At 70.8% G+C, this 2,857-nt stretch carries 3 protein-coding genes; all 3 read right to left on the bottom strand.

Annotated elements, in window-relative coordinates:
• The coding region (locus ABZT49_RS23010; protein ID WP_355289302.1) for a DNA glycosylase AlkZ-like family protein at positions 1-666 on the bottom strand (666 nt) is incomplete at its 3' end.
• Positions 667-670: 4 nt separating this feature from the next.
• Complete coding sequence (ilvD, locus tag ABZT49_RS23005; protein ID WP_355289300.1) at positions 671-2,500, bottom strand: dihydroxy-acid dehydratase; 1,830 nt, start codon at positions 2,498-2,500, stop codon at positions 671-673.
• 111 nt (positions 2,501-2,611) lie between these two features.
• Positions 2,612-2,842, bottom strand: a complete 231-nt coding sequence (locus ABZT49_RS23000) for a hypothetical protein (RefSeq protein WP_407943554.1) — start codon at positions 2,840-2,842, stop codon at positions 2,612-2,614.
• Between the last annotated feature and the right edge of the window lie 15 nt (positions 2,843-2,857).

Raw genomic sequence — 2,857 nt, 5'->3', positions numbered from 1 at the left:
GGCCCGGGCGGAGAGGTCCACCAACCGCGCTTGCGCCTCCGCCTCCGGCACGTCGGGCAGCGAAAGAATGTCCGGCGGGATCACCCGCTCGGTGAGGTCGTAGACCCGCTCGAAGCTGCGCCGCCGGGTCGCGGTGGTGACGTGGCCGGCGTAGAACAGCCATTCGAGCATGCGCTTGGGCTCGCTCCATGCCCACCAGCCGGCACGGCCGGTCTGGATGTCGGAGGCCGAGAGCGGGCCCTCGTCGCGAAGCCGCGCCAGCAGCGCCATCGCCTCCGCCCGGCGCTCGCCCGCAAAGACCCGCATGCCGGTATAGCCGGCCTGCCCCCGGTCGGCCCGTGCCATGCGCCAGCGCAGCAGCGGGTGGAGCGACAGCGGCAGGAGCGAGCATTCATGCGCCCAGTACTCGAACAGCCGCCGGTCGCGCCGCGGGCCCCAGGCCCGGCGGTCGAGGAGGGTGGTGTCGTAGGCGCCGAGCCGCGAGAAGGCCGGCAGGTAGTGCGCCCGCACCAGGACGTTGACGCTGTCGATCTGGTGCAGGCCGAGCCGGTCGATCGTGGCGGCGAGGTGCCGGTGCCCGACCGCTGACGGCCGTGCAGCATGAAACCCTTGCGCCGCCAGGGCGACCCGGCGGGCTTCTCGAGGCGTAAGCCGCACGACCGTCATGGGTTTAGATCTTCCGCACGGCCCCGTGGGCGGCGCTGGTGGTCATGCTGGCGAAGGCCCGGAGCGCCGCGCTCACCTTGCGCTTCCGCGGTGTGGCGGGCTGCCAGCCCTTGGGCTCCTGCGCGGCGCGCCGGCGCTCGATCTCGGCGGGATCGACCGCGAGGTGGATGCGCCGGTTCGGGATGTCGATCTCGATCCGGTCGCCCTGCTCGACGAGGCCGATCAGGCCGCCCTCGGCGGCTTCCGGCGAGACGTGGCCGATCGATAGCCCCGAGGAGCCGCCCGAGAAGCGCCCGTCGGTGACCAGCGCGCAGGCTTTGCCGAGGCCCTTCGACTTCAGGTAGCTCGTCGGATACAGCATCTCCTGCATGCCGGGTCCGCCGCGGGGGCCCTCGTAGCGGATCAGCACCACCTCGCCGGCCTGGACCTTGCCGCCCAGGATTCCGTCCACCGCCGCGTCCTGGCTCTCGAAGACGTGGGCCGGGCCGGAGAAGGTCAGGATGCTGGCATCCACCCCGGCGGTCTTCACGATGCAGCCGTCCTCGGCGAGGTTGCCGTAGAGGACGGCCAGGCCGCCATCCTGCGAGTAGGCGTGGGCGGCGTCGCGCACCACGCCCGCCTCGCGGTCGAGGTCGAGCTCGTCGAAGCGCGATGCTTGGCTGAACGCGACCTGGGTCGGCACGCCGCCGGGCGCCGCGCGGTAGAACTCGCGCACGCTCTCGCTGCCGGTCTGGCGCACGTCCCAGCGCGCCAGCGCGTCCTTCAGCGTGCCGGCGGCGACGTTGCCGACGCTGGTGTCGATGAGGCCGGCCCGGTCGAGCTCGCCGAGGATCGCCATGATGCCGCCAGCGCGGTGCACGTCCTCCATGTGGACGTTGGCCACCGCCGGCGCGACCTTGCACAGGACCGGCACCCGGCGCGACAGCCGGTCGATATCGGCCATGGTGAAGGGCACCTCGCCCTCGTAGGCGGCGGCCAAGAGGTGCAGCACCGTGTTGGTCGAGCCGCCCATGGCGATGTCGAGGGTCATGGCGTTCTCGAACGCCGTCATCGAGGCGATCGCGCGGGGCAGCACGGAAGCATCGTCCTGCTCGTAGTGGCGCCTCGCGAGATCGACGATGAGGTGGCCGGCCTTGACGAAGAGGCGCTTGCGGTCGGCGTGCGTCGCCAGCACCGAGCCGTTGCCGGGGAGCGACAGGCCGAGTGCCTCGGTGAGGCAGTTCATCGAGTTCGCCGTGAACATGCCCGAGCACGAGCCGCAGGTCGGGCAGGCCGAGCGCTCGATGACCTGCACGTCCTCGTCGGTGACGCGGTCGTCGGCGGCGGCGATCATCGCGTCGACGAGGTCAACTTTTTTGATCCCGGTCGAGAGATGGACCTTGCCGGCCTCCATCGGCCCGCCGGAGACGAAGACCACCGGGATGTTGAGGCGGAGCGCCGCCATCAGCATGCCGGGGGTGATCTTGTCGCAGTTCGAGATGCACACCATGGCGTCGGCGCAATGCGCGTTGACCATGTACTCGACCGAATCGGCGATCAGGTCGCGGGACGGCAGCGAGTAAAGCATACCGTCATGGCCCATCGCGATGCCGTCATCGACCGCGATGGTGTTGAACTCCTTGGCGACGCCGCCCGCCGCCTCGATTTCCCGCGCGACGAGCTGGCCCAAATCCTTCAGGTGGACGTGGCCGGGCACGAACTGCGTGAACGAGTTCACCACCGCGATGATCGGCTTGCCGAAATCGGCGTCCTTCATGCCGGTGGCGCGCCACAGGCCGCGGGCGCCGGCCATGTTGCGGCCGTGGGTGGTGGTGCGGGAGCGATAGGCGGGCATTGGAACTCTTCTTGAGAGAGGCGCCACGGCGTCATGCCGCCGCGACCCCGCCCGCCGCAAGTCCCATCCTGCGAGGAAGTCCCCGGATGCAGGACTGGTCTGCTCCGGCCGCTACTTCGAGCAGCCGATGCAGATGCCCTTCATGATCTGGTCCTCGCGCTTCTCCTCCTGGCGGTTGCGCGGGGTGACGGTGCCGGTCTCGTCGGGCCCGAGGCTGCCGGGCTTCGGCACGGTCTGGCCGACGGCGCTGGTGTTGGGCGCCCGGATCGTCGAGGCCGGCCCGCCGCCGGTGCCGGTCTCGCTCACGGAGGATTGGGCGAGGGCGGGGAGGGGGCTGAGCAGCGTGAGGGCGAGGAG

Source organism: Methylobacterium sp. EM32, from assembly GCF_040593685.1.
Lineage (GTDB): Bacteria > Pseudomonadota > Alphaproteobacteria > Rhizobiales > Beijerinckiaceae > Methylobacterium.
Note: the sequence above shows the minus strand (reverse complement) of the source record. Positions and strands in the feature narration are given on the sequence as shown.